We start from the raw sequence: 6,978 nt of genomic DNA on the forward strand, positions 1-6,978 counted from the left end.
CGATTCCATTTCCCTTCAAAATGAAGCACTGGCTCAAGTAGTTGCAAAAGGATCGGTATTAAAGCTATCAAGGTTAAAGGGTGATGGAGTTTTAGTGAGAAACAATGGAAGAATTGTTGAAACAGATCGTACACGCAGGGCTGATAAGATAAGAACCTGCTTTACCATCAATGCCAATGAAATTGCAGAAAAAGGAGACAGAATTCTGTTCATTCAGGTTATTAATCCAAAAAACAACGTGATAGGTGAAAAATCAACCGTATCATTTGACGACAAAATACTTACCTACAGCGCTACTTCAAACGTTTTCTATGACAATGAAGAACTCGATGTTTGTGTGCTGGTCAATGCCGCTGAAGATGATTTAGTGCCCGGCACTTATTACATCCATGTGTTTGACGGCCCAAGAATGGTTTCCAGCTCAACACTCAATTTAAGATAAGCATTTAATTTACCTAAAAATAAAAACCGCTTCGGCTTATTTCGTGGCGGTTTTTTTTATTTTTGCGGAATGATAAACAAAGAGGAACATTTCAAGAGAGTAGTTTCCCACGCCAAAGAATATGGTTTCATATTCGGCTCCAGTGAAATATATGACGGGCTTAATGCCGTTTATGATTATGCCCAGAATGGAGTACTATTAAAAAACAACATACGCGAATACTGGTGGAAAAGCATGGTGATGCACCAAAACATCGTGGGGCTGGATGCCGCCATCTTGATGCACCCCACCACCTGGAAAGCCTCAGGCCACGTTGATGCCTTCAACGACCCGTTGATAGACAACAAAGATTCCAAAAAACGCTACCGTGCTGATGTACTTATAGAAGATTATGCTGAAAAGCTACATCAAAAAGCCGAAAAAGAAATTGAAAAAGCCCGCAAACGCTTTGGCGAAAGCTTTGATGAAGAACAATTTGTCGCTACAAACGAGCGTGTTATCAGATACAAAACCCAACAGAAAGAAATCATTGAACGCATGGCAAGGTCTTTAGAGAATGAAGATCTCGCAGATGTAAAAGCTCTTATCGAAGAACTTGAAATTGCAGACCCCGATACCGGTTCAAGAAACTGGACAGAAGTGAAGCAATTCAACCTGATGTTTGGCACCAAGCTGGGCGCATCAGCAGACAAAGCCACTGATTTATACCTTCGCCCCGAAACAGCCCAGGGTATATTTGTCAATTTCCTTAACGTTCAAAAAACCGGCAGGATGAAAGTGCCTTTTGGCATTGCCCAAACCGGGAAAGCTTTCAGAAATGAAATTGTTGCCCGGCAGTTTATTTTCAGGATGCGTGAGTTTGAACAAATGGAAATGCAATACTTTGTTCGTCCCGGTGATGAACTAAAATGGTATGAATACTGGAAAGATGTACGTTTCAAATGGCATATGTCTTTAGGCTTGGGAGAAGAAAATTACCGTTTTCACGATCATGAAAAATTGGCCCATTATGCCAATGCCGCTACAGACATTGAGTTTGACTTTCCATTTGGCTTCAAAGAACTGGAGGGAATCCACTCCCGCACAGACTTTGATTTAAAAGCACATGAAGAGTTTTCAGGGAAGAAACTTCAGTTTTTTGATCCTGAATTGAACAAAAGCTATGTGCCTTATGTGATAGAAACCTCCATTGGTTTGGACAGGATGTTCCTGGCTGTTTTCAGTAAATCTTTGGAGGAAGAAACCCTGGAAGACGGCAGCACACGCGTGGTTTTAAAAATCCCTGCTGTGATTGCCCCCACCAAAGCCGCTGTTCTGCCTTTGGTGAAAAAAGACGGTTTGCCCGAAATTGCACAAAAAATCATCGAAGATTTACAATGGGATTTTCAGGTAGCTTACGACGAAAAAGATGCCATTGGAAAAAGATACCGCCGTCAGGATGCTATTGGTACGCCGTTTTGTATTACCGTTGACCACGATACCATTTCAGACCATACCGTTACCATTAGATATCGTGACTCTATGAAACAGGAACGCGTCGCTATTGACAAACTTTCAGAAATCATTAAAAAAGAAGTTGCCATCAGGAACTGGTTGAAATAAAGTTTCATTTTTATAGCAATTCAATCGAAAAGTCAGGTTTTTTAAAAAGAAGCCTGACTTTTTTAGTTGGTTGATTCTCATTTTTTTTTAGGGATTTATATAACCAAAATTCCATTTGGCAATAAAAAAAAATAAAATTCACATATCTGTTTATTTTTTAATGGCTTAGGGTTGTATTCTTGGTTTTAAAATCCTTATATTTGCGGTCTTGTAAAAAAATTAATTTTTAATCCCTTAAATATTTAGTAATGACAAAAGCAGATATCGTAGCTAAAATTTCAGAAAAGCTAGGAATGGAAAAAGGAGATGTTCAGGCAACCGTTGAAAGTTTCATGGAAGAAGTTAAAAATTCTTTAGAAGGTGGAGACAATGTTTACCTTAGAGGTTTCGGAAGTTTTATTATCAAAACCAGAGCAGAAAAAACCGGCAGGAACATTTCAAAAAACACAACTATTAAAATACCTGCACACAACATTCCTGCATTCAAACCTGCAAAAGTATTTGTTGAAGGCGTTAAGGAAAACGTTGTAGTTAAATAAGTAACTTATAAAAAATTGACACTATGCCAAGTGGTAAAAAAAGAAAAAGACACAAGGTAGCTACCCATAAGCGCAAAAAAAGAAGCCGCGCTAATCGCCACAAAAAGAAAAAGTAGTTTTCTAACTACTTTTTTCTTTTAAAAAAACACAATGTTCTTTGAAATGAAATTGTATTTATTTTCGGGGTTTTTGGGTAAAACTTTCGAATAAAAACCATCAATTTCGCCGGGTATTAACCTGCTTTAGCAAGCAGGTGCCTGTGAAAATTATTGTTTAATCCATCTGTCCTGAAAGTGCCTTTTTATCGTGCACAAAAAAACGGGGCGGATATAAATTACGAAGAGTGAACTACGAATTATTTATTAGGTCCGGTTCCTCAGAAGTTGATTTTGCCCTTCTCAAAGATGGAAAACTAGTAGAATTACACAAAGAAGATGACGACAGTGAATTTGCTGTTGGCGATATATTTATTGCCAAAACAAGAAAAACTGTTCCCGGGTTGAATGCCTGTTTTGTTAATGTTGGATACGAAAAAGACGGATTCCTCCATTATCAGGATTTAGGCCCACAACTCCCTTCTGTGTTAAAATTCACCAAGCTTGTAAGCACAGGTAAACTTAAAGATTACTCTTTAAAGAATTTCCCATTTGAGAAAGATATTGACAAAAATGGCAAAATAAATGATGCCATCAAGTCAAATCAATCCATCTTGGTTCAAGTAGTTAAAGAACCTATCTCCACCAAAGGGCCCAGAATTAGTTCTGAGTTGTCACTGGCAGGAAGATACATCGTTTTAGTGCCTTTTTCAGACCGCATTTCCATTTCACAAAAAATAGAATCAAAGGAAGAAAAAGAACGCTTGAAACGATTGGTTCAAAGCATCAGGCCTAAAGGTTTTGGTGTAATTATAAGAACCGTAGCAGAGGGTAAAAAAGTAGCTGAACTGGACAAAGACTTACAAAATTTGCTGGACCGCTGGTCTGCAATGTGTAAAAAGCTATCCCGAGGAACCACCGGGACGCATCATCCGTCAAAAATAATGAGTGAAATGAACAGAGGCTTGTCCCTAATCAGGGATTTGCTCAATGACACTTTCACTGCCATTCACATTGATGATGAAGCGCTTTACATTAAGATTAAAGATTATGTGCATGAAATTGCACCACAAAAGGAATCTATCGTTAAGTTGTATGACTCTAAAGTGCCCATTTTTGAAAAATTTGGCATCGAAAGACAAATCAAAACCTCTTTCGGCCGAACCGTTTCAGGAAGCAAAGGCGCTTATCTGATAATTGAACACACCGAAGCACTTCACGTGGTTGATGTAAACAGCGGTAACCGCTCAAATAAATCTGACAGCCAGGAAGCAACGGCACTAGAGGTCAATTTAATCGCAGCAACAGAGCTGGCACGCCAACTCCGCCTGCGCGACATGGGAGGGATAATTGTCGTCGATTTTATCGATATGTCAAACCCCAACCACAGAAAACAACTTTACAATCACTTGCGTGATGAAATGAAAGATGACCGGGCAAAACACAAAATTTTGCCGCCTAGTAAATTTGGATTGATCCAAATTACACGACAACGCGTTAGACCCGAAAGAAACATTAAAACCCGTGAGTTAGACCCCAACGGGGAAGCAGGAGAAATTGATGCTCCTATTTTAATTGTTGACCGGATCAACAGCGATTTAAAAAGATTATTAAACAAAGGCCATAAAAAGTTGACGTTAAACACCCACCCTTTTATAGCCGCCTTTTTAACCAAAGGGTTTCCATCCATTCGTTCTAAATGGTTTTTAGAACACCAAAAATGGGTTAAAATTCAACCAAGAGATGCTTACACATATCTCGAATACCACTTTATTGATAAAGACGGTAAAGAGATAAAATAACAAAAGCGCCAAGTACTGAACTCGTTTCAGAAACTTGGCGCTTTTTGCTTTTATATTTTTAGACTTTACCCTTTCATACTCGCACTCATATATTCCCGGTTCATTCGCGCGATATTTTCCAGCGATATACCTTTAGGACATTCAATCTCACAAGCACCGGTATTGGTGCAGTTTCCAAACCCTTCTTCATCCATTTGGCGCACCATGTTCATTACACGGTCAGTCGCTTCTATCCTTCCTTGTGGCAATAAGGCAAACTGCGAAACTTTAGCCGAAACAAACAACATCGCAGAAGCATTTTTACAAGCGGCCACACAAGCCCCGCAACCAATACAAGTTGCTGCATCAAATGCAGTGTCTGCATCGTGCTTGTTCACTGGAATCGCATTGGCATCAATGGTGTTCCCTGAAGTATTTACTGAAATAAACCCGCCCGCATGCTGAATGCGGTCAAACGAACTTCTGTCCACCACCAAATCTTTAATCACCGGAAACGCAGTAGCCCTAAAAGGCTCAATAAAAATAGTGTCACCATCTTTAAAAGTGCGCATATGCAGCTGGCAAGTAGTGATAAAACGGTCAGGACCATGAGGCTCTCCGTTAATCTGTAATGAGCACGAACCACAAATTCCTTCACGGCAATCATGATCAAATGCAACCGGCTCTTCTCCTTTATTGTTCAATTGCTCATTAAGCATATCGAGCATGTCAAGAAAAGACATATCGGGTGAAACATCATTGATTTTATAATCAACTATTTTTCCTCTTGTATCAGCATCTGTCTGACGCCAAATTTTTAGGGTTAAATTCATAGCAAAATGGTGTAATGGTTAATAGTTAATAGTTAATTGTTATTGGTGTCTTTGGCTTTCTTAAGGTATTTAATATAACCGTTAAGCACTTTTATACAAGAAACTATTAATCTATTTAAACTTTCAAATTTATTTTTATCTATATAAGATTCTTCAAATGCAATGTCTACTTGATCCAATAATTCATACAAGGATCCTCTGGAAACTCTACAAAATTGGATGTTTTCCTGATAGTGAAAACGACCATACCCTTCAGCAATATTATTAGTTGTCGAGCGTGAAGCTCTTCTCATTTGGGATACCAGTTCATACTTTTCAAAATCAGGAAACGTTTTAATAAGTTTAGAAACTTCAACCCGAAGCTCTTTACACATTTTCCAACACTCTAAATCCTGAAATGAACGAACAGTATTTTCCATTATAATCAACTTTAAACTAATTACTATTAACCATTAACTATTAACTATTTATAACTACGAGTAACTAACTTCACATTCTCAAATTTCAATTCTTCCTTGTGTAACACAGCATCACTGGGTTTTCCTTTGTATTCCCAGGCTGCTACGTATGCAAAGTTTTCATCATCACGCATGGCTTCCCCATCTTCAGTTTGGTATTCTTCACGAAAGTGGCCTCCACAGGATTCATTTCGGTGTAAAGCATCCTTGGCAAAAAGTTCGCCCAGTTCCAAAAAGTCTGCAACACGAAGTGCTTTTTCCAGCTCCTGGTTCAATCCGTTAGCAGTTCCGGGAACTCTCACATCGCTGTAAAATTCTTCACGTAAAGCGGAAATTTCTTCTATGGCTTCATTCAATCCCTTGGCGTTTCTTGCCATCCCTACTTTGTCCCACATAATTTTACCAAGACGTTTGTGGAAATGGTCAACAGTTTTAGAACCCTTACTGTTCATCAAGTGTTCTATCTGAGCGCGCACATTGTTTTCAGCTTCTTCAAATTCGGGCAAATCGGTTGAAATTTTTCCTGTGCGGATGTCGTTTGCCAGGTAGTGACCAATCGTGTATGGCAATACAAAATACCCGTCTGCCAGTCCTTGCATCAAAGCAGAAGCTCCCAAACGGTTAGCGCCGTGATCTGAAAAGTTGGCTTCGCCAATGGCATAACAACCTTCTATAGTGGTCATCAAGTTGTAATCCACCCAAATACCTCCCATGGTGTAATGCACGGCAGGATAAATCATCATTGGGGTTTCATACGGATTCTGGTCCACAATTTTTTCATACATCTGGAACAGGTTACCATATTTATTGGCCACCACTTCAGTTCCTAATTTTTTTACAAGTTTTGCATCGTTTTCATCGAGGTGTTTTACTCTGGCCTGTTCTTTTCCGTAGCGTTCTATCGCTGCTGCGAAATCAAGATACACGGCCTCTCCGGTTTTATTAACGCCAAAACCGGCATCACAACGTTCTTTAGCTGCTCTGGAAGCCACATCACGCGGCACCAGGTTACCGAAAGAAGGGTATCTTCTTTCCAAGTAGTAATCCCTGTCTTCTTCTTTTAAATCGGTGGGTTTTAATTTTCCTTCTCTGATGGCTTTAGCGTCTTCCAGTTTTGCGGGCACCCAGATTCTTCCGTCGTTACGTAAAGATTCTGACATCAAAGTTAATTTTGACTGGTGGTCGCCCGAAACGGGAATACAGGTAGGGTGAATTTGAGTGTAACAGG

7 protein-coding genes are annotated in these 6,978 nt (G+C 39.4%); 4 read left to right on the forward strand and 3 right to left on the reverse strand.

Annotated elements, in window-relative coordinates; translation table 11 throughout:
• The 4 genes from AC6F75_RS05950 to AC6F75_RS05965 all read left to right on the forward strand — a co-directional run.
• Positions 1-442, forward strand: a 442-nt coding sequence (locus AC6F75_RS05950; protein WP_500714034.1) for a DUF8428 domain-containing protein, incomplete at its 5' end; no start/stop codon positions are given.
• 69 nt (positions 443-511) lie between these two features.
• Positions 512-2,044, forward strand: coding sequence for a glycine--tRNA ligase (locus AC6F75_RS05955; protein WP_500714035.1), 1,533 nt, complete (start codon positions 512-514; stop codon positions 2,042-2,044).
• 248 nt (positions 2,045-2,292) lie between these two features.
• Positions 2,293-2,583: an HU family DNA-binding protein gene (locus AC6F75_RS05960; protein ID WP_500714036.1), complete on the forward strand. Its 291-nt coding sequence runs from the start codon at positions 2,293-2,295 to the stop codon at positions 2,581-2,583.
• Positions 2,584-2,926: 343 nt separating this feature from the next.
• Entirely contained in the window at positions 2,927-4,480 is a 1,554-nt protein-coding gene (locus AC6F75_RS05965) for an Rne/Rng family ribonuclease (protein WP_500714038.1), read from the forward strand.
• Between the two features lie 65 nt (positions 4,481-4,545).
• Here AC6F75_RS05965 and AC6F75_RS05970 read toward each other — a convergent pair whose 3' ends face one another.
• The 3 genes from AC6F75_RS05970 to AC6F75_RS05980 form a co-directional block, all read right to left on the reverse strand.
• Complete coding sequence (locus AC6F75_RS05970; protein ID WP_500714039.1) at positions 4,546-5,292, reverse strand: succinate dehydrogenase/fumarate reductase iron-sulfur subunit; 747 nt, start codon at positions 5,290-5,292, stop codon at positions 4,546-4,548.
• A gap of 32 nt (positions 5,293-5,324) precedes the next feature.
• On the reverse strand, positions 5,325-5,711 hold the full coding sequence (locus AC6F75_RS05975; RefSeq protein WP_500714040.1) for a four helix bundle protein: 387 nt from the start codon (positions 5,709-5,711) through the stop codon (positions 5,325-5,327).
• Between the two features lie 44 nt (positions 5,712-5,755).
• Positions 5,756-6,978: FAD-binding protein (locus AC6F75_RS05980; RefSeq protein WP_500714041.1), on the reverse strand; the 1,223-nt coding region annotated here is incomplete at its 5' end.

Source organism: Planktosalinus sp., from assembly GCF_059864935.1.